This window comes from Streptomyces sp. Isolate_45, assembly GCF_024721315.2.
Taxonomy (GTDB): Bacteria; Actinomycetota; Actinomycetes; order Streptomycetales; family Streptomycetaceae; genus Streptomyces.
Genome location: NZ_JANFAK020000099.1, coordinates 1 through 23,384, shown reverse-complemented (window position 1 = coordinate 23,384; position 23,384 = coordinate 1). Strand labels below are relative to the sequence as shown.

Sequence of the window (23,384 nt, the reverse complement as noted above, 5' to 3'; positions counted from 1 at the left end):
GGCCGGCGTCGGCCCGCCCGGAGGCCCGTGGCCGGCCGTTTCCGGGCCGCGCCGCGTCTCCCGCGGCGGCTGGTAGCGTCACGCCGTCCTACAGGGAGGGTTCGCGACATGGTGACCGGAAGAGGCAGTCGCGTCAGGCTCGCCGCGGTGCTCGTGGCGGTGGTCCTGGCGCTCACGGGGTTCTCGTCGAGCGGCGGCGGCGGCAGCGGGAGTGGCGGCAAGAGCAAGAGCAGCGGCGGCGGGGGCGGCTGCTCCAGTTCCAAGAGCAAGTCCAAGAGCAAGAAGACCCACAGCGGCGGCGGCAGCGGTGGCGAGAGCAGCCCGACGGCGTCGCCGTCCCCGGTCGGCATGCCGGCGACGGCCGTGGTGCTCACCTGCGTCGGCGCGGGCAAGCCGTCCACGACCGTCGAGGTCACCTCACGGCTGGACCGCGCGGCCACCTTCGAGGTGACCTTGAACCGTGAGGGCGCCGCAGGCGCGCTCGTCGAGACGGCCCGCGCCACCGTGACCCTGGAGGCCCGCCGGACCGGCACCCTGGTGATCGCCCTGATCGCCGCGCAGCGGGCCGCCGAGGTGAAGGACTGCCGGATCACCTCGGTGGTCGAGGTCGCCTCCTCCTCCCCCTCGCCCACGGCCACCGCCACCGCCACGGAGGACGCCGACGACACGGACGGCACCAAGCGCCGCACCAAGCCGCCGACGAAGCCCACCAAGCCCCGCAACCGCAGCTGATCAGCGCAGGCGGAACTCCGCTCCCGGCCGCCGGGCCCCGAAGAGTTCCGCCTGCCGCTCCGGTGGCAGGTTCCCCAGGCCGATCAGGGCCGGGGCCTGGTCCAGGGCCTGTTGGAGCGCGGCCCGCTTCGCCGACCACAGGGCCCGTACGGTGCCCTGTACGGCCTCCGTCGGATACCCGGCCAGGGTCCGCGCCGACCGCAGGGCCGCCCCGAGCAGCTCGTCCGGCTCCGCCAGCTCGGAGACGAGGCCGATCTCGTAGGCCCGCCGCGCGGAGAGTCGTTCCGCCGTGCCCATCAGGGACATCCGGGCGACCTCCCCGAAGGGCATCCGCTGGGCCATGTAGACGGCCTCGTAGGCGCTGACCATCCCGTACGAGGTGTGCGGGTCGAAGTAGGTGGCGGTGGTGGAGGAGACGACGAACTCCGATTCGCCCAGCAGGTAGAAGGCGCCGCCGCAGGCCATGCCGTTGACGGCGGCGACGACCGGTTTCCACAGGTCGCAGGTCTTGGGGCCGATCGCGAGCAGCGGATCGTCGACCGAGTACGGGGACGCGGGCTGCGGCACCTCGGCGGAACGGTCGATGCCCGTGCAGAAGGCGGCGGTGCCCGCGCCGGTCAGCACCACCGCCCGGACCTTCTCGTCGTGCCGGAATTCCCGCCACAGCGCCGTCAGCGCGGCGGCCGTCCCCAGGTCGACCGCGTTGTGCCGGTGTTCCCGGTCGAGGGTGACCACGGCGACGCCGGTGTCGCCGTCCCGCTCCACCCGGGGCGTCACGGCTTCTCCAGGATCCAGCGCGGCACGCTCATCCCGCCCGTCTCCGTGAACACCACCTGGACGCGGGCCCCGATGCGCAGCCGCGCCGGGTCCACGGAGTCGAGGGGGGCGTCGGCGGCGGTCACCAGGTTCCCGGCCAGCCGGATCCGGGGCTCCTCGACGAGCTCGACGAGGATGACGTTGTACGGGGCCTGCGCGGCGTACGCGGGCAGCAGTGGCGGGTGGGGCCGTACCCAGGACCAGATCCGGCCCCGCCCGCTCATCCGGCGCCACTCGCTGTCGAAGGACTGGCAGTGCGGGCAGCAGGGGCGGGGCGGGAAGCGCAGCCGACCGCAGGCGGCGCAGGCCTGGACGCGGAGTTCGCCGCGGGCGGCGTACTCCCAGAAGGGGGCGCCGTCCTCGTCGGGGACGGGCAGGAGGAGGTCTTCGGCAGGGCTGGTGGAGGTCATGGTCGGCTCCTCAGGCTCGCAGCAGGACCGCGGACGTGGGGACGCCCTCGCCGGCGGTCACCAGGCAGGTCGCGGCGTCCGGCACCTGGGCGGTGGAGATGCCGCGCAGCTGCTTGACGCCCTCGTTGATCAGGTTGAAGCCGTGCACGTAGGCCTCCGAGAGGCCGCCGCCGCCGGTGTTGATCGGCAGCCGGCCGCCCATCTCCAGGGCGCCGCCCTCGGTGAAGGCGGCGCCCTCGCCGCGACCGCAGAAGCCGTAGCCCTCCAGGGAGAGTGGGATCAGGGGCGTGAAGGCGTCGTAGATCTGCGCGACGTCCACGTCCTGCGGGCCGAAGTCGGCCTGCTTCCACAGGTGTCGGGCGGCGGTCCAGGCGGGGCCGGTCAGCGGGTCGTCGTTCCAGTAGTTGACCATCCCGTGGTGCTGGGCGGGCAGGCCCTGGGCGACGGAGTGCACGTAGACGGGCTTCTGGCGGCAGTCCCGGGCGCGTTCGGCGGAGACGATCACGCAGGCCAGGGCGCCGTCGGTCTCCAGACAGTTGTCGAAGAGGCAGAGCGGGTCGCTGATCATGCGGGAGGTCATGTACATCTCGCGCGTCAGGGGGCGCTCGTACATCATGGCGGCCGGGTTCTCGTTGGCCCGGTTGCGGCAGGCCATCGCCACGTTGAAGAGGTGCTCGCGGGTGGCGCCGTACTCGTGCATGTAGCGGCGGGCCAGCATGCCGATCTCGTCGGCCGGGCGCAGCAGTCCGAAGGGACGGGTCCACTGGCCGGGGGTGGGCAGTTGGACGGCGGTGTTCTTCCAGGGGCGGGGGCCGGAGCCGCGCTTGCGGGAGCGCCAGGCGACGCCGACGGAGGCCTGGCCGGTGGCGACGGCGGCGGCGAGGTGTCCGACGGTGGCGCAGGAGCCGCCGCCGCCGTAGCCGACCTTGGAGAAGAAGGTGACGTCGCCCGCGCCGATGGCCTTGGCGACCTCGACCTCGTCGGTCTCCTCCATGGTGTAGGAGGCGAACGCGTCGACCTCGCCGGGGGCTATGCCGGCGTCGGCGAGTGCCGCCAGGATGGCCCGGCAGGCCAGTTCCTTTTCGGTGCTCGGCAGTTGTTTGGCAAAGGCGGTCTGGCCGATGCCGACGATTGCCGTAGCGTCCTTGAGCGTTGCCGCCATCGCCACCTCCGGGGGTGCACCAGTACTGACAGCCGCGAAGGCTACAGCTAATCTGACGGATAGTCAGCTATGGGGTCGCGAGGAGGGGCGGGCGATGGTCGAGGGCGGACACGAGGTCATGGGCGCGAACGGTTCCGGGAGCGGGGTCGGGGCCGATTCGGGGAGCGGTACCGCGAGTGGTTGCACCGATGCGTCGGAGGTCGGCACCGAAGACGTCCTCCACGGCCGCGGCGACCTGCGCTGGGGCAGCGTCGCGGGGCTCGTGCGCGACGCCGCCGACCGGTACGCCGACCACGAGGCCGTCGTCGACGGCCGCGTCCGGATCAGCTACGCCCAGCTCGGCGAACGCGTCGAACGCGCCGCCGCCGCCTGCCTGGCCGCCGGGATCGAGCCCGGCGACCGGGTCGCCGTGTGGGCGCCCAACACCCTGGAGTGGATCGTCTCCGCCCTCGGGGCCGTGTCCGCCGGCGCGGTCCTCGTCCCGCTCAACACCCGCTTCAAGGGCACGGAAGCCTCCTACGTCCTGCGGCGCAGCCGGGCCCGCCTGCTGTTCGTCACCGGCACCTTCCTCGGCACCTCCTACGTGGCCTCCCTGCGCCGCGCCGCCGCCGAAGGCCCCGGCACCGGACCACTGCCCGGACTGCCCCACCTGGAACAGGTCGTCGTCCTCGCCGAGGACGCCCCGGAGTCCTTCCGCACCTGGAAGGACTTCCTGACCGCCGGCGACGCCGTCCCCGGCGCCCTGGTGCGCGAGCGCGCCGCCTCCCTGCGCCCCGATACCCCCTCCGACATCATCTTCACCTCCGGCACCACCGGCAGCCCCAAGGGCGCCGTCATCACCCACGCCCAGACCCTGCGCTGCTACGACGTGTGGAGCGAACTCGCCGGACTGCGCGAGGGCGACCGCTACCTCATCGTGAACCCCTTCTTCCACACCTTCGGCTACAAGGCCGGGATAATCGCCTGCCTGATGCGCGGCGCCACGATGGTCCCGCAGCCCGTCTTCAACGTGGACACCGTCCTCGCCAACGTCGCCGCCGAGCGGATCTCCGTACTCCCCGGCCCGCCCACCCTCCACCAGTCGCTGCTCGACCACCCCCAGCGCGAGAACCACGACCTGTCCGCCCTGCGCCTGGTCGTCACCGGCGCGGCCGTCGTCCCGCTCCAACTCGTCGAGCGGCTCCGCGCCGAACTGCGCATCGCCACCGTCCTGACCGCCTACGGACTCTCCGAGGCGAGCGGCATCGTCACCATGTGCCGCCGCGGCGACCGCCCCGACATCGTCTCCGCGACCTCGGGCCGGGCCATCCCCGGCACCGAACTGCGCATCGTCGGACCGGCAGGGGACCCCGAACCGGCGGGCACGGCCGGCGAGGTGTGGGTGCGCGGCCACCACGTCATGCGCGGCTACTTCGAGGACCCCGAGGGCACCGCCCGCGCCATCACCCCCGAGGGTTGGCTGCGCACCGGCGACGTCGGGGTCCTGGACGCCGAGGGCAACCTGCGCATCACCGACCGGATCAAGGACATGTTCATCGTCGGCGGGTTCAACGCCTACCCCGCCGAGATCGAGCAACTCATCGGCCTGCACCCCGACATCGCCGACATCGCCGTGATCGGCGTGCCCGACGCGCGGCTCGGCGAGGTCGGCAAGGCGTACGCCGTGCGGCGACCCGGCTCCACCCTCACCGCCGAGGACCTCATCGCCTGGTCCCGCAGGGAGATGGCGAACTACAAGGTCCCCCGAGCGGTGGAGTTCGTCACCGAACTCCCGCGCAACGCCGGCGGCAAGGTACTGAAGGCCCAGCTCAGAGCGCGCCCGCAACACGTCTGACCGGACCCGCCCGCCACCCGCGTTAGCCTGCACGGGTGAGCTCGCACCAAACAGCCGTACGGTTCCTCCTCGCGTCCCGCGCCCGGATCGCGATCGGCGCCGCGGCGGCCGCGACGCTGGCCGTCGCGGCCGCCGTCCTGCTGCCCGCCGCGCCCCCCGGCGGGACGGCGGACGACGGACCCGCCGGGCGGCGGGGGAACGGCCTGACCGCCGCCCTCTCCGCGCCCTTCAGCGCCTTCACCGAGGGCTACGACTGCTACCGCATCCCCACCCTCACCACCACCCGGGCCGGCGCGCTGCTCGCCATCGCCGAGGCCCGCACCGCCGGCTGCGACGACGTGGGCGACATCGACCTCGTCATGAAGCGCTCCACGGACCACGGCCGCACCTGGGGCCCCATGGAGGTCGTCCGCGGCGCGGGCGACCCCGGCGCCTACGGGAATCCCGTCCCCGTCGTCGACTCCGCCTCCGGCCGGATCTCCCTGCTGCACGCCTACAGCACCTGGGCCCACGACGACACCGGCAACCGCGTCCGGGGCCCCCGCGAACTGCGCCTGGCCCACAGCGAGGACGACGGCGAGAGCTGGAGCACCGACCCCAACCCGCAGCCCCACCTCAAAGCCCCCGACTGGGCCTGGATCTCCGTCGGCCCCGGCCACGGCATCCAGCTCACCCCCACCGCCCCCGACCGGCCCGGCCGCATGGTCGTCACCGCCGACTACCGCACCGAGTCCCACGAATCCGGCGCCCAACTCCTCTACAGCGACGACGGCGGCCTCAGCTGGCGGCCCGGCGCCCGCTGGGGCGCCCCCGAAGGAACGCCCGCACCCAACGAACCCGCCCTGACGCAGCTCCCCGACGGCCGGATCTACGTCAACGCCCGCTCCACCGCCACCTGCGGCACCCCCGACCACCGCGTGTCCGCGCTCGTCGATGACGCCTCCGCCCCCGACTTCCCCGCCCCCGGCTTCACCCCCGTCACCGGCCTCACCGCCCCGCCCGCCTCCGGCTCGCTCCTCCAACTCCCCGGCGGGCCCCTGCTGCTGTCCGCGCCCAGCCGCCCCGGCGCCGAGTTCTCCGACCGCTGGACCCTCGCCGTCCGCACCTCGACCGACCAGGGCCGCACCTGGTCCACCGGCGGAGCCGTCGTCCTGCGCGAACGGGCCGGGTACTCCGACATGGCCGTGCTGCCCACCGGCGAGATCGGCATGCTCTACGAGACCGCGAACGGCACCCCGCACGGCTACGTCAAGTTCACCGCCTTCACCCCGCAGGCACTGGCCGCCGCCGGCGAGGACCTCACCCCGCGCCTCACCCCCGACGCCACCCCGTACCGCAACCACGCCGTCGTCCACGGTGGACCCCGCCTCGGGAACCGGCCCGACGGCGGGAAGACCATGCGCTTCGACGGCAAGGACGACTTCCTGCGCCTGATCGACTGCCCCGACGAACTGCGCCTGGGCGACGGCGACTTCGCCATCGCCGCCTGGGTGAAGTACAAGACCCGCGGCCAGGACCGGGACAGCGGCGCCCGACAGCCCCTCGTGTGGGGCTACGGGCAGGGCCCCGACGCCAAACAGTTCCGCATCGAGGCCGACCCGGAGACCGGCCGCCTCGAAGGCACGCTCAACGGGGGCATCGGACCCGTCACCGTGACCTCCCGCGACGCCGTCGACGACGACGCCTGGCACCACGTCGTGTTCCAGCGCGAAGGCGGCCGGCTCCAACTGTCCGTCGACGACGACGCCCCCGCCGTCATCGAGCAACCCGCCGGACGCCTCGACTTCCGGCCCTCCGGAGCCTTCACCATCCACCTCGGCACGCAGCCCGACCAGAAGGCCTTCTACGCGGGCGCCCTGGACGACGTACGGATCTACGGTCGGGCCCTGTCCGACAACGACCGGGCCCGGCTGCGCACCGGCAGCGACGTCAGCGACCAGGAGCGGGTGCGGCTCGCCTTCGACCGGATCGGCTGATCAGGCGGCCGGTGTCCCGGCCCGCCGGGCGAGCACCAGGCGCCAGCGCGGACTGCCGTCCGGCCGCCGGCCGAAGTGCTCCAGCGGGACCGTGCCCACGGTGAATCCGGCCGCCGTCAGGTCCGCGCGGACCGGGCCGAACGGGAACGTGCGGTAGTACATGACGAACGGCGGCCGCCACACGGCATTGCGCACCCGCATCGCCGCGTCGAAGCCCGCGAGCGCCCACCACGCCGGAGAGGTCGGCGGGATCGGCGCGCCGATCGGGAAGGCGAAGACACCGCCGGGGCGCAGGGCGCGGTGCACGCCCGCGAAGAGGGCGGGCCGTTCGGCCGGCAGGAAGTGGCCGAAGGCGCCGAAGCTCACCGCGAGGTCGTAGGAGCCGTCGAGCCGGCGCGGCAGCGCCAGCGCGTCCGCCCGTACGAGGTCCACCCCCTCGGGGTGTGCCCGCGCGGCCGCGGCCAACATGCCCGCGCTGAGGTCGACACCCGTGACCCGGTCCCGGCACAGCCGGCGCAGCATCGGCAGGCCGGCGCCGGTGCCGCAGCAGACGTCCAGCCCGGAGCCGAAGGAGCCCTCGTACTGGGCCAGGGCCTCCTCGACGGCGTCGAGCATCCGGTCGGGGGTGCGGAAGGGGGTCCCGTCGAACTTGGGCGCGAGGAGGTCGTAGCCGCGTTCGACGGAGGAGAGGGCCTGCACGGCCAGTTCGCCCAGGCTCGGGCCCTGTGAGGTGAACACGCCCCCACCCTAATGACCTGCCGGGCGGGGGCGATGAGGTTCGGCGTGCCGGTGCCCGGAGATGGACGTGGACGTGCGGCGGCCGCGGTGGTCCCCCTCCTGGCCACCGCGGCCGCCGTTCCCCCGTATTGCGCCCCCGTACGTTTTCCCCCGTACGCCCCCCACGTCCCCCGTGGGGTCGGCCCGCACGTCCCCCGTACGATTCCCCCGTACGTTTTCCCCCGTACGTCGTGCGGTCGTGCCCCGTGCGGTACCGCTACGGGCGTGTGCCGGACGCGTGGTTGTCCAGCGTCACGATCTCCTCGCCGCCGGCCTCGCCCTGGGCTTCGAGCGGCGGTTCCACCGGCGGGGCCGGCGGCTTGCTGCCGATGCCCGAGGCGTGGTTGTCGAGCGGTCTGATGTCATCGTCGAGCGGCGAAGCGTTCTCGTTCGTCGTCATCGGGTCTCCTGATGGTGGGTCGGGCCCGTTCGGCGATTCCCCCGTGGCCGCCGAACGGGTGGTCCTCCAACGTCGACCCGGGTGCTCCCCCCGGTGCTCCGGGTCGATGAACCCATCGTGGCGGACGGCGATAAACGAACGATGAACGCCGCGTCCATCCGGGCAAAGGCCCTGCTCGGCGCCGTTCAGGCAGCGACTTCCGTCGCCAACAACGCGCGTACTTCGGCCAGTTCGGCGGAACCGAGCTGAGCGAAAACGGTCTCCGCGTCCCGCCAGCACGCGCGCGCCCGGTCGGCCTGACCGAGGGACCGCAGCGCCTTCCCCAGGACGGTCAGCACCGTCGCCCGGCGCCATTCCCCGCCGATCCCGCGCAGGGCGATGGCCTGCTCGGCGTGCTTGGCCGCCAGTGTGGGCCGCTGCGCGGCCAGGTGGGCCTCGGCGAGCCGGAAGTGGGTCACGCCCTCCCACAGCGGCTGCCGGTTCTCGTGGAACAGCGACAGGGCCTCGCCGAGCTGCGACAGGGCCTCGGTGAGTCGGCCCGCCTGGGTGAGCGCGATGCCCAACGCGTAGCGGCCGTTGGCCAGGCGCAGGGTCAGGCCCATCCGGTCGTAGACGGCGATGCCCTGCTGTGCGAGGTCGATGGCGCTGGACAGCCGGTCCAGCCCGACGTGGATGCGGGAGAGGTTGCACAGGGCGCTGGCCTCCCCGACGCGGTTCCCGTCGGCCCGGAAGTTCTGGATGGCCTCCAGCAGGTAGCGCTCGCCTTCGGCGTACCGGCCCTGGTAGAGCGCGATGATCCCGCGGTCGTTGGGCGCCCAGCAGCTCGGCAGCGGGTCCTCGGCCTCGCGGGCCAGGTCCATGGCCTGCCGGGCCTCGTCGTCGGCCTCCGCGAACCGGCCCGCGAACAGGTGGACCATGGTGAGGGTGGTGCGGGCCCGGCCCTCGGCCCGCGGGTCCTTCGTCGTCCGGGCGGCCTCGCGCAGGGTCAGCGCCGCCGACTCGTACTGCTTGGAGTTCGCGCCCGCCTCGGCGAGGTCCTTGGCCGCCCACAGCAGGTCCACGGCCCTGCGCAGGGCATCGGCCCGGCCGTCGTCCCCCGCGCCGTCCGCCCGTGCGCCGTCCGCCGGTGCGCCGTCGGCCTGCGCGCCGGCCCGTACGGCGGCCTGGCGCACGCAGGCCAGCAGCGGGCCCGCCTCGGCGAACAGCCAGTCCAGGGCGGCGCGCGGTTCGGTCAGGACGAGGCCGGGGTGGCGGGTCGCGGACAGGTGGGCCGGCAGCCGGTCGCCGGGGCGCTCCAGCGCGTACACCCGGGACGCGGTGGCCAGATAGAAGTCGAGGAGCCGGTCGAGGGCGGCGTCGCGGCCGCCCGGCGGCTGTTCGTCACGGTCGGCGCAGGCGCGCGCGTAGAGGCGTACGAGGTCGTGGAAGCGGTAGCGGCCGGGTGCGGCGGACTCCAGTAAGGAGCAGTCGACCAGGGCCTCCAGGAGGTCCTCGGTGTCGTGCTCGGGCAGGTCGAGCACGGCGGACGCGGCGCGCAGGGAGATGTCGGGGCCGTCGGCGAGGCCGAGCAGGCGGAAGGCGCGCTGCTGGGCGGGTTCGAGCTGGCCGTAGCCGAGCTCGAAGGTGGCTTTGACGGCGAGGTCGCCGGCCTGGAGTTCGTCGAGGCGGCGGCGCTCGTCGGCGAGCTTGGCGGCGAGGACGGAGACGGTCCAGGTGCGGCGGGCCGCGAGCCGGGAGGCGGCGATGCGGATGGCGAGCGGCAGGAACCCGCAGGCGCAGACGACGTCGAGGGCGGCCTGGCGTTCGGCGCCGACCCGTTCGCCGCCCACGATCCGGGTGAACAGCTGCAACGCCTCCTCGGGGCTCATCACGTCGAGGTCGACGAGGTGCGCCCCGGCGAGCCCCGACATGCGGACCCGGCTGGTGACGAGGGTGGCGCAGCCGGCGGTGCCCGGCAGCAGCGGGCGGACCTGGGCGGCGTCGCGGGCGTTGTCGAGGAGCACCAGGACGCGGCGCCCGTCGAGGAGGGAGCGGTAGAGCGCGGCCCGTTCGGCGGGGGAGTCGGGGATGGAGCTGTCGGGGGCGCCGAGCGAGCGCAGGAAGCAGCCGAGGACGGCTTCGGGCTCGACGGGGCGCAGGTCGGTGCCCTGGAGGTCGATGTAGAGCTGGCCGTCGGGGAAGTACGGCCGGGCGGCGTGGGCGACGTGCACGGCGAGCGTGGTCTTCCCGACGCCTCCTATCCCGGCCAGCGCGGACACGGCCATGACCTCGCCCCCGGCACCGGCGAGGATGTGCCCGAGCTCGCTGACGAAGGCGGCCCGACCGGTGAAGTCCGGCACGGTGGCGGGCAGTTGTGCCGGGCGTACGGTGACGGGCGCGGCGGCCGGCGTCGGGTCCTCGGCGCGGGCCAGCTCGGTGTCGGCGCGCAGGATCCGCTGCTGGAGGGCGGCGAGCTCGGGGCGGGGGTCGACGCCGAGTTCGTCGGACAGGAGCCGGCGGGTGTCGGCGTAGACGGCCAGGGCCTCGGCCTGCCGCCCGCTGCGGTAGAGGGCGAGCATCAGCAGCTCGCGCAGCCGCTCCCGCAGGGGGTGCGCGGCGGTGAGGGCGGTGAGCTCGGAGACGGCCTCGGCGTGGTGGCCGACCTCCAGGTCGAGGTCGAGGCGGGCCTCCAGCAGTTGGAGGCGCCACTCGGCGAGCCGGGTCCGTTCGGTCTCGGCGTGCGGGCCGGGGACCCCGGCGAGGGGTTCTCCGTCCCACAGGTCAAGGGCGCGGCCGAGCAGGGTCAGGGCGAGGGCGCGGTCCCCGGCGCAGCGGGCCCGGTCGGCGTCGGCGGCGAGGTCGCGGGCGATCCCGAGGTCGAGGGCCTCGGGGCGGCGCAGTCGGATCGCGTAGCCGCCGGCGTCGGTGACGAGCAGCCCGGGGTCGAGGACCTTGCGCAGCCGGGAGGCGTAGGTGCGGATGGTGGCGAGGGCCTGCTGCGGCGGGTCCTCGCCCCAGATGGCGTCGATCAGCTCGGGCGCGGTGACGGTGCGGCCGTCGCGCAGCAGCAGCGTGGCGAGCAGGGCGCGTTGCTGGGGGCTGCCGGAGGGCAGCGCCTCGTCGCCGCGCCAGGCCCGGACGGGGCCGAGGACGGCGAACCGGTTGCCGTCGGGGGTGGGGGCGGGGACGACGGAAGGAGCCGGGGCGGCGGATCGGGCGGGGCCGGCGGCCGGGGCGGTGCCGGACGGGCCGGAGCCGGACGCGGAGCCGGATCCGGTTCCGGATCGGGGCCCGGGGCCGGACGCGGTGTCGGACGGGCCGGTGTCGGACCGGGTGGTGCCGGCCGGGCCGGGGGCCGTTCGGGCCGCCTCGGGGTGGTTCCGCTGGTGTGGGATGGCCGGTATGCCGTCCATCGGTCGTCCCCCCTGCCTTCCGTCGTTTTGAGGGCCAGTCTGCCCTGTCTTGCGCGTACACGTCAGTCCGCAGAGGACCGATCCGCCGCCAACTAGCTGACGGTTCGTCAGATCGGCGCTACGGTGTGAGGCATGGAGACCTTCCCGAAGATCATCTCGGTGGACGACCACACGGTGGAGCCCCCGCACGTCTGGCGGGACAGGCTCCCGTCCAAGTACCGGGACATCGGCCCCCGGATCGTCCGCGCCCCCCTCAAGGAAATGACCTTCCTCGGCGGCAAGTTCGCACCCGTCATGGGAGCCCCCGGCGACGACGGTCCCGTCGGCGACTGGTGGGTGTACGAGGATCTGCACCGGCCGCTCACCCGCCTCGACACCGCCGTCGGGTACGACCGTGACGAGATCAAACTGGAAGTCATCACCTACGACCAGATGCGCCCGGGCTCCTTCTCGGTTCCCGAACGCCTCGCGGACATGGACGTCAACCACGTCCAGTCCGCCCTCTGCTTCCCCACCTTCCCCCGCTTCTGCGGCCAGACCTTCACCGAGGCCAAGGACCGTGAGCTGGGCCTGCTCGGCGTACGGGCCTACAACGACTGGATGGTGGAGGAGTGGTGCGGCCCCGAGGCCCGGGGCCGGCTGATCCCGCTGACCCTCGTCCCGCTGTGGGACGCCCGCCTCGCCGCCGCCGAGGTCCGCCGCAACGCGGCCCGCGGCGTGCGCGCCGTCGCCTTCTCCGAGATACCCCCGCACCTGGGCCTGCCGTCCGTCCACACCGACGACTGGGACCCGTTCCTCGAAGCGTGCAACGAGACCGGCACGGTCATCGCCATGCACATCGGCTCCTCCTCGCGGATGCCGTCCACCTCGGCGGACGCGCCGCCCGCCGTCGGCTCCACCATCACCTTCGCCAACTGCTGCTTCTCGATGGTCGACTGGCTGATGAGCGGCAAGTTCGAGCGCTTCCCCAACCTCAGGATCATGTACGCCGAGGGCCAGATCGGATGGATCCCCTACATCCTGGAACGCGCGAACGTGGTCTGGGAGGAGAACCGCGGCTGGGGCGGCGTCGCCGACAAGGTGCTGCGCCCGCCGTCCGAACTGTTCGCCGAGCACGTCTTCGGCTGCTTCTTCGACGACGCGTTCGGCCTGAAGAACCTCGACTCCATCGGCGTCGGCAACGTCCTCTACGAGACCGACTACCCGCACTCGGACTCCACCTGGCCGAAGTCCCGGGAGGTCGGCGAGGCCCAGATGGGCCACCTGGCCCCGGACGTCGTGGACCGCATCGTCCGCGGCAACGCGATCGACCTGCTGGGGCTGACCCCGCAGGGGCTGTGGGCGGGGGCGTAGGGGAGTGGGGGCCTGTCCCGGGCCTGCGTCCGCGCCGGCCCCGGGGCCTTCGCCCGGCTGCCCACACCGGGCGAGGCCTGGGATCGTGCGCTGGAGGTGCAGGATCGGCTGATCACGGCGGGCAACCGGAAGGCCGTGTCGCTCCCCGACTTGATCATCGCGGCCACCGCCGAGCGGCACGGCGCCACCGTCCTCCACTACGACGGCGACTACGACGTGATCGCCGCGGTCACCGGCCGGCCGATGCGCTGGGTGGTGACCGCCGGCACGGCGGACCGACCTTCCCGGGGCACCGTTCCGGCCTCGGCGGCGGGAACGCGCCACCCGGCCACCCCCGATCTTGCACCCCGGGTCGCCCGCGAGGCATGCTTCGCCAGGGCAAAGCGGGGAGGGGCTGGGATCGTGGCGGTGGACAAACGGACCGTGGTGACGGCGGTGCTGTGCGCCTTGGCGGCGCTGGGCGCCTCCGCGGCGGTGGCGGAACTGGCACCACCACCCGAAGCGACCACGTCCGCACGGGCCAAGACGGCCGCGCCGTCGGGCGCGCCCTCCGGCACACCGACCGGGTCGTCGCGATCGCAAGCACCTAAACCGTTGCTGTCGGGCGAGCTGCCGCCACCCGTGAACCCCCAGCCCGGCGGCCCCGCCGCCTACACCGGCGCCCTGTTCACCGGCGGCCTGGACGGCCAGCACTTCTGCACCGCGACCGTGGTCCGCAGCCCCGGCAGGAACCTGATCATCACCGCCGGGCACTGCCTCCTCGCGGGCAAGCAGCGCGACAGCGCGGGAGGCGCCGTCTTCGCACCCGCGTACGCGAACGGCGTCGCCCCCTACGGCACCTGGAAGATCGAGGAGGTCTTCGAGGACGACCGCTGGGCCGAGGAAACGGACGACGACTACGACCTCGCCTTCGCCCGCCTCGCCCCCGACGACAAGGGCCGCCCCATCGAGGACGTCACCGGCGCCGCCGCCCTGGACACATCGGGCCGCGCCGGCGAGGAGGTCACCGTGACGGGCTACCCGTCCGACCGCAAGGTGCCCCGTACCTGCACGTCGACCTCCGTCCGGCTGAGCCCGACCGAACAGCGCTTCGACTGCGCCGACTTCCCGGGCGGCACGAGCGGCAGCGCCTGGATCAGCCGCGACAGCAAGATCATCGGCATCCTGACGGGCGGCGACACCGACGACGTCTCCACGAGCACGATCCTCGGCGACTACGCCGCCCAGCTGTACGCGAAGGCCACCACGGGCCGCTGACCCGGCCCGCCCCGCCGGACGGGCCGTTCGCCCACCGGGTTCAGCCGATGCCGATCACCGTGGTGCGGAAACGGGAGGCGTAGGCGGAGGGCGTGGTGCCGAGGTGGCGGGCGAAGGCCCGCCGCAGGGACTCGTCGCTGCCCAGGCCACTGAGGCGGGCGGTCGTCGTGACGCTCTCACCCCGCTCCAAGAACATCCGCGCGCTCTCCACCCGCAGCAACTCCAGGTGGACGGCCGGCGTGGTGCCGGTGTGGGCCTTGAAGAGGCGCGAGAGGTGACGGGTGCTGAGTCCGGCCCGCCGGGCGAGCGCCGGAAGGCCGTGATCGGCCGCCGGGTCGGCGACCATCGCGTCCAACAACGGACGCAGGACCGGATCGCGGGTGGGCGAGGTCCGGGACGCCGCCGAGAACTGGGACTGACCGCCCGGCCGTTGCATGAAGACGACCAGGTCGCGGGCGACCCGGCGAGCGGCCTCGGGGCCGAGGTCCTGTTCCACGAGCGCGAGGCAGACGTCGATTCCCGCCGTGACTCCGGCCGAGGTGAGGACGGGCCCGTCCTGGACGTGGATGGCGTCGGGGGTGACGGTGACGGCCGGGTACGAGCGGGCCAGCTCGGCCGCGTGTTCCCAGTGGGTCGTGGCCCGGCGGCCGTCGAGCAGCCCCGCCGCGGCCAGCGCGAACGCCCCGGTGCAGACGGCGGCGACCCGCTGCGCGCGCCCGGCCAGACCGGCGACGAGCGCGACGAGCGACGGGTCGCCGGCGAGGGTCGCCAGGTCGGCGGGCCCGGGGACGACCAGTGTCGCGGTGCGGGCGACCGCCGCCGCCGGGAGGTCGGCGTCGATCCGCAGGCCGGTCGAGGTGCGGACGGGGCCGCCGTCGGGGGTGCAGACCCGCACGGCGTAGGGCCGGCCCGCAGTGCTGAACACCTCCAGCGGCGCGGCGACGTCCAGCAGCCGGACGCCGTCGAAGGCGAGGACGGTGACGGGGTGGGGAGCGACCATGCGGACACGGTAGCGGCCCGCCGTGTCCGGATCCGTGGGGTACGTGGCTCCACGGACATGGCGGGCGCTGCCCGCGTCGGAGGAATGTGGGGGCACGTCGAGAGGAGCACGCAATGAACGCACGGACCACGGACACCGGCAGGTACGCGAATACGGGCGCGTACGGGGACACGGGCGCGTACGGGGGCGCGGCGGCAGGGATCTCCGTACCCGACAGCGCACTGGCCGCCGAGGCGACGGCACTGGTGAGGGACACGACGAGCGAACTGATCTACCACCACTCGCGCCGGGTCTTCTGGTTCGGGAGCCTGCTGGGACGCCGGAGGGGCATCGCCCACGATCCCGAACTGCTCTACGTCGGAGCGATGTTCCACGACCTCGGGCTCGGTGCGGAGTTCAGGGACAGCGGTCGACGGTTCGAGGTGGACGGGGCGGACGAGGCCCGACGCTTCCTGGAACGCCACGGGGTCCCGCAGGAGGGCATCCGCCGGGTCTGGACTGCGATCGCCCTGCACACCACCCCGGGCATCCCGGAGTTCATGGAGCCGGAGGTGGCCCTCGTCACGGCGGGCGTCGAGTACGACGTCCTGGGTCTCGGCTTCGACGAACTCGACGCGGCCACCCGGGAGGAGATCACCGCACTGCACCCCCGCCCGGACTTCAAGCGCCGGATCCTGGAGGCCTTCACCGAGGGCATCGCCCCGAAGCCGGAGACCACGTTCGGGAACGTGAAGGCGGACGTGCTGCGGCACTTCGTGCCCGACCACGCCCCCGGTGACTTCGTGTCGGTGATCCGGGACTCCCGCTGGGAGGAGTGACCACCCCACCGCACGACCGGCCCGCACAACCCCTAGGCCAACAGGCCCAGGTGAACGGGCCTCAGGTCCCGGCCGGAGAGCAGGTCCGGCAGGCGCGGGGGCCAGAGCGGCTCGCCGAGGGCGGCGAGCCGCTCCCGGGAGACCCACTGCCAGTGGATGTCGGGGGCTTCGAGGACGGGTTCGCGGGCCGGGCCGGTGGTGACGTAGATGTACTCGTGCTGGCGGACCGGAATGCCCTGGTGGGTGAAGTCGTGCTCCCAGGTGCACAGCAGCCGCTGCGGCTCCAGATCGGTCCACCCGGTCTCTTCGCGCAACTCGCGCCGCACGCACTCCTCGGGCGTCTCGCCGGGATCGATCCCCCCGCCCGGCGGCAGCCAGTGGATGCCGACCTCGATGTTGTTCTCCCGGAACAGGAACACCGATCCGCTCGGGGAGAGGACCACAATGCGAGCTGCCTGACGTGGAGTTCTCATCGCTTCAGCGTACGACTGGGGGGCCGGGAGGAGGGAGGGGCGTGCGGGGTGGGGTTGGGGGGTGGGCGGGGTCTGGGGTGGGGGGTGTGGTGGGGGCTGGGCGGGGTCGGGGGCAGCCCAGCACCACACCCCCCGCCCCCTACCCCGCCTGCAGCGCCAGCGTTGGGGAGAGGCGGGCCGCGCGGACCGCCGGGTAGAGGCCGGCCAGGGTGCCTATCGCCAGGGTGGCCGCGAAGCCGCCCGTGACCGCCCAGAGGGGGACTACCCAGGGGAGGTCGCCCGCCCGGGCGTAGACCGCCGTGGCGGCTCCGCCGAGGGCGATGCCCGCCAGGCCCCCGAGGCCGGACAGGAGCAGTGACTCGGTGACGAACTGGATGCGGATCTGTCCCTTCGTGGCGCCGAGCGAGCGGCGGAGGCCGATCTCGTGGCGGCGTTCCAACACCGAGATGATCATGGTGTTGGCGACTCCGACACCACCCACCAGGAGGGCGATCCCGCCCAGCCCGAGGAGGAGGGTGCTGAAGGCGCCCTCGGTGGCGGCCTTCGCCTGGAGCGCGGCCGACGGGTCGGTCACCGACACCGCGCTGGGGGTCTTCGGGTTCGCCGTCCGGGCGATGAGGTCGCGGACCTCCGCCACCCGGTCGTCCGCCGAGCGTTCGTACACCGCCGTCGGGTTGCCGTCGAAGCCGAGGAGTTCCTCGGCCGCCGTCCAGCCGACCAGGGCCGAGCGTTCGATCTCCGGGGCGAGCGGCACCGGTTCCAGGATGCCGGTCACCGTGAAGTAGCGGCCGCCGATGAAGACTTGCTGTCCCGGCTCGGTGATGCCCAGTCGCTGGGCCGAGACGTGCCCGAGGACGACTGCCGGGTAGCGGCCGGTGGCGCCGTTCAGCCAGGCGCCGCGCCCCGTGCGGGCCCGCAGGGTGCCGAGCAGGTCGTCCTTGGCGGCCTTGACCGTGATGCCGCCCGTTTCGCCGGCCGGGATGTTCTCCGACCTGCGGACGGACTGGGCCACGTCGCCGGTCGTCCCGACCGACACGACGCCGTCGATGCGGCCGATCATGGCGGGGGCGTCCCGAGGGAGCGTGGTGTCCTGTCCCGTGAACATGCCCTGGCCCGGGGTCGCGACGAGCATGTTCGTGCCCAGCTTGTCGAGTTCGCGCAGCAGCTTGGCCTGACTGGACGAGGAGATCCCGACCACCGCGATCATCGTCGCGATGCCGATCGCGATGCCGAGGGCCGACAGGAACACCCGCATGGGCCGCGAGCGCAGCCCCGCGGAGCCCGCGTGCAGGACGTCGCGCGGGGTGAGTCGGGGCGGGGTGAGCCGTGCGCGCCGGGCCGCGCGGGTTCTCGTACGGGAGCCCATCAGGCGGCCTCCGTCCCGGACGGGTTCCACAGGTCGGCGACGATCTCGCCGTCGCGGATGCGGACCTGGCGGGGCAGGCTCGCCGCGATCTCGTTGTCGTGGGTGATCACGGCGATGGTGGCCCCGTCCTCGTTCAGTTCGCGCAGCAGCTCCATCACCGACCGGCCGGACGCCGTGTCCAGGGCGCCGGTCGGTTCGTCGGCGAGCAGCAGGTCGGGTCGGCCCGCCACGGCCCGGGCGATGGCCACGCGCTGTTTCTGCCCGCCCGACAGTTCGTGCGGCCGGTGGTCCGTCCGGTCGCCGAGGCCGACCCGCTCCAGGGCGGCCGCCGCGCGGCGGCCGCGTTCGGCGCGGGGGAGCCCGGAGTAGAGCAGGCCCTCGGCGACGTTCGCGAGGGCGCTGAGTCCCGGTACGAGGTGGAAGGACTGGAAGACGAACCCGACGTGGCGCGAGCGCAGCGCCGACAGGGCCCGGTCGGACAGGGCCGCGACGTCGTGGCCGGCGATGGCGACGCGGCCGGCGGTGGGCCGGTCCAGGGTGCCGACGATGTGCAGCAGGGTGGATTTGCCGGAGCCGGACGGGCCGACGAGGGCGAGGAGTTCGCCGTTCATGACGGTCAGATCGATGCCGCGCAGGGCGGTGACCCCGCCGGGGTACTCCTTGGTCACCCCGGCCAGTTCGACGACGGGGTGCGCGTGGAGTTCCGCGGTCCGGGCGGTCGTGTGCTCCGTCACGGGCTCGGGTACGGGCCCCGTCGGTCGCTCGGGTGCGGGCCCCGGCTCGGGTGCGGGCCCCGGCTCGGGTGCGGGCCCCGGCTCGGGTGCGTGCCGGTTCACAGCTTCGGCACCCCCACCTGCGTGCCCTCCTTGAGGGCGTCGCCGGTCACCTCGACGCGGCCGTTGCCGAACATGCCGAGCTCGACCTTGACGTCGCGGGTCCGGCCGTTCTCGACGACCTGGACGCCGAAGCCTCCGCCGGGCAGGGCCAGCAGGGCGTTGACCGGTACGGACAGGACGCCCTTGCGGGTCTCGCCGGTGAGTCGCACCGAGACGGGGGACTGGTCGGGGCCCTTGACGTCGCCGGGGTTGTCGAAGACGACGTTCACCTCGACCTTGGGCTTCTTGTCGCCACCGCCCCCAGCACCGCCCCCGGAGCCCGCGCCGCCGTTCGGGTCGTCCGTGCCGGCCGTGCCGCCGACGGAGTCGATCTTCCCGGCGGCACTGGCGCCTCCGGGCAGCCGTACGGTCACCTTGTCGCCGGTCCGCGCCGCTTCCGCCTTCGCCGCCTCCAGTTGCAGGCGGGCGATCCGCTCGGTCCCGGTCACGGTGAGCACCGGCTTGCCCGGTCCGGGTTCGTCGCCGACGGCCGAGTCGTTCCGCTTGATTCGCTGGGGGCCGGTCGCGAAGGCGATGTCCTCCTTCGCGACCTCACCGGTCTCCTGCCCCTTGTGGGCCTTCTGCCAGCGCTTCACCGCAGCCGTCGTGCCCGTGGTGAAGGTGGCGTCCGTGGCGTCGAGACCGGTTCCGTACCCGAGGGCGATCAGGTTCCGCTTCAGCTGTTTGACGTCCTCGCCCCTGTCGCCCGCCTTCAGCGGTCGGTACATGGGCGTCGACCCGTACATCAGCCGTACCGGTTTCCCGTTGATCTCGTACAGCCTCGCGTCCCGCTCGACCGCCGAACCCTCGGGGGCGGTCCAGGTGAGGACACCGGGCCCCGGCGCGCTCAGCTTGCGTTCCTGTGCGTAGCCGAGGGTGCCCTCCACCTGGAGACCCGCGCTGAGGTCGCCGCGCTGCACCGGTGCGGTGGCCGGGGGGAGGCCGTCGGCGCGTTCTTGCCGTTCGCCGTCCCGAGGGGGCTGGGCGAGGACGGCGTACCCGCCGCCCGAGACGGCGAGGGCGACCGCCAGGGTCCCCATAAGCCACGTGCCGCGCCGGGCCATCAGGCCGCTTCGCACTTCTTCTGGGCCTCCTCGAAGGCCTTCTCCTGTCCCTTGGGGATCTCGATGCCCGTCTTCATGCCGCCGGACATGTACTCGGGGTCCTTGAGGTCCACCCCGTTCTTGCGCATGCACTGGACCCAGCGCAGTTCCTTGTCCTTCTCCTCCTGCGTGGGCTCCTTGCCGGCGCCGGGGCCACTCATCCCGCAGGCCTTCATGGCCTCTTCCATCTTCTGCGGGTCCGCGCCGCCGCCGACGGTCATGCCGTTCGGGTTCTGGCCGGGCTCCGGGTCGGGCGCGTCCATCCCGTGCTCGCGCAGGCACTGGCGCATCTTCACGGCCGCGTCCGCGTCGGCTCCGCCGTTGGTCTTGCCGCCGCCGCCGCCGCTCGCGGAGCTGCCCTTGCCGTCGCCGTCCTTGCCGTCGCTCCCGCCGGACGTGCCGCCGTTCGTGCAGGCGGTGACGAAGAGGGTCAGGCCGGTCAGCGCGGCGGCCGTGGTCATGGTCAGGGATCGCTTCATGGGCCCGAGCGTGCGGGAAAGGGGGATTTCGCTTCCCTCTCGCAGTCCGCTTACAACGGCGAAATGTTCTCCTCCTGTAGAGAGGACGCCATGCGAGTTCTGGTGGTGGAGGACGAGGCGTTCCTGCGGGAGATGATCGCCGAGGGGTTGCGCCGTGACGCGTTGGCCGTCGACGAGGCGGCCGACGGCCTGGAGGCGCTGAGCCGCCTGCGGCTGGGGGACTACGACGTCCTCGTCCTGGACCGCGACCTGCCCGGGCTGCACGGCGACGAGGTCTGCCGTCAGGTGGTGCGCGAGCGGCTGCTGACGCGGGTGCTGATGCTGACCGCCTCCGGGACCGTCCGCGACCGCGTGGAGGGTCTGGGCCTCGGCGCCGACGACTACCTCACCAAACCGTTCGCCTACGACGAGCTCCTCGCCCGCGTCCTGGCGCTCGGCCGGCGCGCGCAGCCGGCGCTGCCGCCGGTCCTGGAGCGGGCCGGGATCGCCCTGGACACGGCCCGCCGCTCGGCCACCCGCGACGGGCACCGGCTGGCGCTCTCGCGCAAGGAGTTCGCGGTGCTGGAGGCGCTGCTCCGCGCCGAGGGCGCGGTGCTGAGCAGCGACGACCTGATCGAGCGGGTGTGGGAGGACGGCACGGCCTACAGCACGAACGCGGTGCGGGTCACGCTCAGCAAGCTGCGCGCCAAGCTGGGCGAGCCGCCGCTGATCGAGACGGTCCCGGGCGCGGGCTACCGGATCACCGGTCCGCGATGAGAGCGGTGCTCCATTCCGAGCGCGCCCGTCTCACCGCGCTCTACGGCACCCTGCTGGTCCTGGCGGGCGGCGGCCTGGTCGCGCTGGTCAACGTCCTGCTGCGCAAGGGGCTCGGTTCGCGGGTCAACGGCGCCGTCACCACCGTGATGCCCGGGGTACCGGTCCGCGCCGGGGATCCCCTCCCGGACGAGACGGCCTTCGTACCGGCCCAGAAACTGCCGCCCGGCGTCGCCCCGACCGATGCGCAGCTCGCGCGGTGGGCGGCGACGAAGAACGTGTCCCGCGCCGCCGAACAGGCCGCGCTGCACGAGCTGACGGTGGTGTCCCTCGTCGCGCTGGCCCTGTTCGCGGTGCTGTCGGTGTGGTTGGCCTGGTGGATGGCGGGCCGTGTGCTGCGTCCGGTCGGCGTGATCACCGAGAAGGCGCGCCGGTTGTCGGGGGCGAACCTGCACGAGCGGATCGCCCTCCAGGGCCCGCCGGGCGAGTTGAAGCGGCTGGCGGACACGTTCGACGGGATGCTCGACCGGATGGAGGGCCTGGTCACGGCGCAGCGGCGGTTCGCCGCGAACGCGGCGCACGAGTTGCGCACGCCGGTCGCCGTGCAGCGGGCCGCCGCCGAGATCGGGCTGGCGGGGGATCCGGGGCCGCAGAAGGTGGCCCGGATCCGGGAGCGGCTCATCGCGGTGGCCGACTCCAGTGAGCACCTGATCGAGTCGCTGCTGCTGTTGGCGGTTTCCGAGGAGGGCCTGGAGTCGGCGGAGCCCGTGGACCTGGCGGCGCTGGCGGAGACGGAACTGGCCGCAGTCTTCCCGCCCGGCGGACCGAACCGCACGACGGGCGGCGGGCCGAGCGGCGGACCGACCGCCGGGCCGTCAGCCGGACCGACCGCAAGGCCGACCGCCGGGCCGGGGGAAGCGCCGGGGGAAGTGTCGGACGCCGCCCCGCCCGCCCCGCCCGCTCCGGCCGCCCCGACCGTCGTACGGGACCTCGCGCCGCTCACCGTCAGTGGCGACGGGGCGCTGCTCGGGCACCTGGTGCGGAACCTGCTCGCGAATGCCGTACGTCACAACCGCGCGGGCGGTCGGGTGTCCGTGGCGACCTCCGCCGACGGGGTGTTGACGGTGTCCAACACCGGTCCGCAGATCGCGGCGGCGGACGTGCCGCGACTGCTGGAGCCGTTCCGCAGGCGGGCCGAACGGCGTCACACCGCTGGTGAGGGCGCCGGCCTGGGCCTGTCGATCGTCGCCTCGATCGCGCGGGCGCACGGTGCGGAACTGCTCGCGGAGGCCAATCCGGAGCCGGCCGGCGGGCTGACGGTACGGGTCCGCTTTCCGGTGGCACCTGGGCCCGGGAGGGCGGACGTTCGGCGGGACTGAAGATCACCTGATGTACGGTCGGTTCAATGAGCAAGCACGCCCGAGCCCGCTCCCGTACCCGTCCGCGCTCGTCCTCAGCAGGTCGACCGCAGCGGGCCGTCACCGTTGCCGCGTTCCTGGGACTGTTGGTCTTCGGGGCCGGCTGGCTGTACGCGCTGCACGAGCCTCCCGGCGCGCCGGTGCCGCAGACCCGCTCGGACGCGCGCCCGCAGACCGCCGACCGGGCGGCGCGCACCGTGCAGCGGACCGACCCCTTCCAGGGGCTGCCGGGCATCAGCGCGGACACGCGTGCCAGGATCCCGGCGGACTCCCGGCAGCTGGTGCTGGTGACCGGTAGGGCCAAGGACTCCTCGGAGTCCGATGTCGCCCTGTACACGCGGGCCGCGCCCGGTGAGGACTGGAAGCGGTCCGCGCAGTGGGCGGGCCGCAACGGGGCCAAGGGCTGGTCCACCGAGCGTGCGTACGGGGACCTGACGTCCCCGCAGGGCGTGTTCTCCCTCACCGACGCGGGCGGCCTGCTCGCCGCCCCGCCCGGCACCCGGCTGCCGTACGACCGGGACGCCGCGTTCGTCGCCACCGGCCGGGGCGTGAACGGCGAGTCCCTGGCGGGTTCCTTCGACTACGTCGTGGCGATCGACTTCAACCGCAAGCAGGGCGTGTCCCCGCTGGACCCGGCGAAGCCGGACGGCGAGGGCAAGGGCGGCAACATCTGGCTGCACGTGGATCACGACGGTCCTTCGCAGGGCTGCGTCGGCATCCCGAAGGACGCGATGCAGACGCTCCTCACGACCCTCGACCCGGCGGCGAAGCCGGTCATCGCGATGGGCCCGGCGGGCTTCTGACCCCACGGCCGAGCCGGGCACGTCGTCACGGGACGCCCCGCCCGCCCCGCCCCTGTCCGACACCGACCGGCCCCGGCTCCGACTCGCCCCGGCGCCGACCGGCCCCGGCTCCCGTGCGCCCAACGATGACCGATGGCACTCCACACTCCTTGAGAAAGACGCCTGCTGACCTCGTACGACAGCAACA

21 protein-coding genes are annotated in these 23,384 nt (G+C 73.6%); 9 read left to right on the top strand and 12 right to left on the bottom strand.

Annotated elements, in window-relative coordinates:
* Positions 1 to 108 precede the first annotated feature (108 nt).
* The gene (locus tag NOD94_RS27190) at positions 109 to 732 is read left to right on the top strand and encodes a hypothetical protein (RefSeq protein ID WP_281208751.1); all 624 of its coding nucleotides are present in this window, start codon (positions 109 to 111) and stop codon (positions 730 to 732) included.
* On the opposite strand, the gene NOD94_RS27185 is transcribed toward NOD94_RS27190, so the two are convergent.
* Genes NOD94_RS27185 through NOD94_RS27175 form a run of 3 tightly spaced genes read right to left on the bottom strand, consistent with a single transcriptional unit; the run spans position 733 to position 3,120 of the window.
* The gene (locus tag NOD94_RS27185) at positions 733 to 1,509 is read right to left on the bottom strand and encodes an enoyl-CoA hydratase/isomerase family protein (RefSeq protein WP_281208750.1); all 777 of its coding nucleotides are present in this window, start codon (positions 1,507 to 1,509) and stop codon (positions 733 to 735) included.
* Positions 1,506 to 1,958, bottom strand: a complete 453-nt coding sequence (locus NOD94_RS27180) for an OB-fold domain-containing protein (RefSeq protein ID WP_281208749.1) — start codon at positions 1,956 to 1,958, stop codon at positions 1,506 to 1,508. The genes NOD94_RS27185 and NOD94_RS27180 overlap by 4 nt, the downstream gene beginning before the upstream one ends.
* A 10-nt stretch (positions 1,959 to 1,968) precedes the next feature.
* Complete coding sequence (locus NOD94_RS27175; protein ID WP_281208748.1) at positions 1,969 to 3,120, bottom strand: lipid-transfer protein; 1,152 nt, start codon at positions 3,118 to 3,120, stop codon at positions 1,969 to 1,971.
* A 94-nt stretch (positions 3,121 to 3,214) separates the two neighbouring features.
* Between NOD94_RS27175 and NOD94_RS27170 the strand changes: the two genes are divergently transcribed.
* Positions 3,215 to 4,954, top strand: coding sequence for a FadD3 family acyl-CoA ligase (locus tag NOD94_RS27170; RefSeq protein WP_281208747.1), 1,740 nt, complete (start codon positions 3,215 to 3,217; stop codon positions 4,952 to 4,954).
* A 35-nt stretch (positions 4,955 to 4,989) separates the two neighbouring features.
* Positions 4,990 to 6,930, top strand: a complete 1,941-nt coding sequence (locus NOD94_RS27165; RefSeq protein ID WP_281208746.1) for a sialidase family protein — start codon at positions 4,990 to 4,992, stop codon at positions 6,928 to 6,930.
* Here the strand turns inward: NOD94_RS27165 and NOD94_RS27160 are convergent, their stop codons facing one another.
* The 3 genes from NOD94_RS27160 to NOD94_RS27150 all read right to left on the bottom strand — a co-directional run bounded on the left by NOD94_RS27160 (position 6,931) and on the right by NOD94_RS27150 (position 11,499).
* Positions 6,931 to 7,668: a class I SAM-dependent methyltransferase gene (locus tag NOD94_RS27160; RefSeq protein ID WP_281208745.1), complete on the bottom strand. Its 738-nt coding sequence runs from the start codon at positions 7,666 to 7,668 to the stop codon at positions 6,931 to 6,933.
* Positions 7,669 to 7,924: 256 nt separating this feature from the next.
* Positions 7,925 to 8,107 carry a hypothetical protein gene (locus NOD94_RS27155; protein WP_281208744.1) on the bottom strand — a complete coding sequence of 61 codons (183 nt, stop codon included), beginning with the start codon at positions 8,105 to 8,107 and terminating at the stop codon, positions 7,925 to 7,927.
* A 185-nt stretch (positions 8,108 to 8,292) separates the two neighbouring features.
* The gene (locus tag NOD94_RS27150) at positions 8,293 to 11,499 is read right to left on the bottom strand and encodes a BTAD domain-containing putative transcriptional regulator (protein WP_281208743.1); all 3,207 of its coding nucleotides are present in this window, start codon (positions 11,497 to 11,499) and stop codon (positions 8,293 to 8,295) included.
* Between the two features lie 132 nt (positions 11,500 to 11,631).
* Here NOD94_RS27150 and NOD94_RS27145 point away from each other — a divergent pair, with 132 nt between their 5' ends.
* Together NOD94_RS27145 and NOD94_RS27140 are read left to right on the top strand one after the other, a co-directional pair.
* Positions 11,632 to 12,852, top strand: coding sequence for an amidohydrolase family protein (locus tag NOD94_RS27145; protein ID WP_281208742.1), 1,221 nt, complete (start codon positions 11,632 to 11,634; stop codon positions 12,850 to 12,852).
* A 12-nt stretch (positions 12,853 to 12,864) separates the two neighbouring features.
* Positions 12,865 to 14,109 carry a trypsin-like serine protease gene (locus NOD94_RS27140; RefSeq protein WP_348652355.1) on the top strand — a complete coding sequence of 415 codons (1,245 nt, stop codon included), beginning with the start codon at positions 12,865 to 12,867 and terminating at the stop codon, positions 14,107 to 14,109.
* Positions 14,110 to 14,149: 40 nt separating this feature from the next.
* Here NOD94_RS27140 and NOD94_RS27135 read toward each other — a convergent pair whose 3' ends face one another.
* Positions 14,150 to 15,109 (bottom strand): DJ-1/PfpI family protein, encoded by a 960-nt coding sequence (locus NOD94_RS27135; protein WP_281208740.1) that lies wholly within the window; start codon positions 15,107 to 15,109, stop codon positions 14,150 to 14,152.
* Positions 15,110 to 15,222: 113 nt separating this feature from the next.
* Here NOD94_RS27135 and NOD94_RS27130 point away from each other — a divergent pair, with 113 nt between their 5' ends.
* Positions 15,223 to 15,927 (top strand): HD domain-containing protein, encoded by a 705-nt coding sequence (locus NOD94_RS27130; protein WP_281208739.1) that lies wholly within the window; start codon positions 15,223 to 15,225, stop codon positions 15,925 to 15,927.
* Between the two features lie 32 nt (positions 15,928 to 15,959).
* Here NOD94_RS27130 and NOD94_RS27125 read toward each other — a convergent pair whose 3' ends face one another.
* The 5 genes from NOD94_RS27125 to NOD94_RS27105 all read right to left on the bottom strand — a co-directional run bounded on the left by NOD94_RS27125 (position 15,960) and on the right by NOD94_RS27105 (position 20,223).
* Complete coding sequence (locus tag NOD94_RS27125) at positions 15,960 to 16,400, bottom strand: NUDIX domain-containing protein (RefSeq protein WP_281208738.1); 441 nt, start codon at positions 16,398 to 16,400, stop codon at positions 15,960 to 15,962.
* A gap of 139 nt (positions 16,401 to 16,539) precedes the next feature.
* A complete protein-coding gene (locus tag NOD94_RS27120; RefSeq protein WP_281208737.1) occupies positions 16,540 to 17,766 on the bottom strand; it encodes an ABC transporter permease in 1,227 nt (408 codons plus the stop codon).
* On the bottom strand, positions 17,766 to 18,500 hold the full coding sequence (locus NOD94_RS27115) for an ABC transporter ATP-binding protein (RefSeq protein ID WP_281208736.1): 735 nt from the start codon (positions 18,498 to 18,500) through the stop codon (positions 17,766 to 17,768). The genes NOD94_RS27120 and NOD94_RS27115 overlap by 1 nt, the downstream gene beginning before the upstream one ends.
* Before the next feature lie 98 nt (positions 18,501 to 18,598).
* Entirely contained in the window at positions 18,599 to 19,720 is a 1,122-nt protein-coding gene (locus NOD94_RS27110; protein WP_281208735.1) for an efflux RND transporter periplasmic adaptor subunit, read from the bottom strand.
* Complete coding sequence (locus NOD94_RS27105) at positions 19,705 to 20,223, bottom strand: hypothetical protein (RefSeq protein WP_281208734.1); 519 nt, start codon at positions 20,221 to 20,223, stop codon at positions 19,705 to 19,707. Before NOD94_RS27105 ends, NOD94_RS27110 begins: the two co-directional genes overlap by 16 nt.
* A gap of 90 nt (positions 20,224 to 20,313) precedes the next feature.
* Here NOD94_RS27105 and NOD94_RS27100 point away from each other — a divergent pair, with 90 nt between their 5' ends.
* Genes NOD94_RS27100 through NOD94_RS27090 form a run of 3 tightly spaced genes read left to right on the top strand, consistent with a single transcriptional unit; the run spans position 20,314 to position 23,197 of the window.
* A complete protein-coding gene (locus tag NOD94_RS27100) occupies positions 20,314 to 20,979 on the top strand; it encodes a response regulator transcription factor (protein ID WP_281208733.1) in 666 nt (221 codons plus the stop codon).
* Positions 20,976 to 22,355: an ATP-binding protein gene (locus tag NOD94_RS27095; RefSeq protein ID WP_281208732.1), complete on the top strand. Its 1,380-nt coding sequence runs from the start codon at positions 20,976 to 20,978 to the stop codon at positions 22,353 to 22,355. The genes NOD94_RS27100 and NOD94_RS27095 overlap by 4 nt, the downstream gene beginning before the upstream one ends.
* A 26-nt stretch (positions 22,356 to 22,381) precedes the next feature.
* Positions 22,382 to 23,197 carry a hypothetical protein gene (locus tag NOD94_RS27090; protein WP_281208731.1) on the top strand — a complete coding sequence of 272 codons (816 nt, stop codon included), beginning with the start codon at positions 22,382 to 22,384 and terminating at the stop codon, positions 23,195 to 23,197.
* The last annotated feature ends 187 nt before the right edge of the window (positions 23,198 to 23,384 follow it).